Raw genomic sequence first — 300 nt, forward strand, 5'->3', positions numbered from 1 at the left:
CGATGGCCAGCAAGCCGGGGCGGGGCTGGCCGACAAGGCCTATGATGGCAACGACTTGCGCGACCGGATCGCAGCCATGAACGCCACCGCCGTCATCCCGTCAAAACGCAACCGCAAGGTCGCCATCCCGCACGACGCCAGCATCTACAAACATCGCAATCAGATCGAGCGATGCTTCAGCCGCCTCAAACACTTCCGCCGCTTCGCCACTCGCTACGACCGACGCACCGTCCACTTCACCGGCTTCGTCCACCTCGCCGCCGCCATGATCTGGCTACGGTGAATGTCGATCCCGCCTAG

The 300-nt window shown here is 63.7% G+C and carries 1 protein-coding gene; it reads left to right on the forward strand.

Annotated features, from left to right (window positions below; genetic code table 11):
• Window positions 1-283 (forward strand): transposase (locus IFT55_RS17845; protein WP_192093566.1); only part of this gene is annotated, 283 nt, incomplete at its 5' end.
• Between the last annotated feature and the right edge of the window lie 17 nt (window positions 284-300).

The sequence above is a fragment of the Sphingomonas sp. CFBP 13720 genome (assembly GCF_014842075.1).
In the GTDB taxonomy this organism is placed as follows: Bacteria; Pseudomonadota; Alphaproteobacteria; order Sphingomonadales; family Sphingomonadaceae; genus Sphingomonas.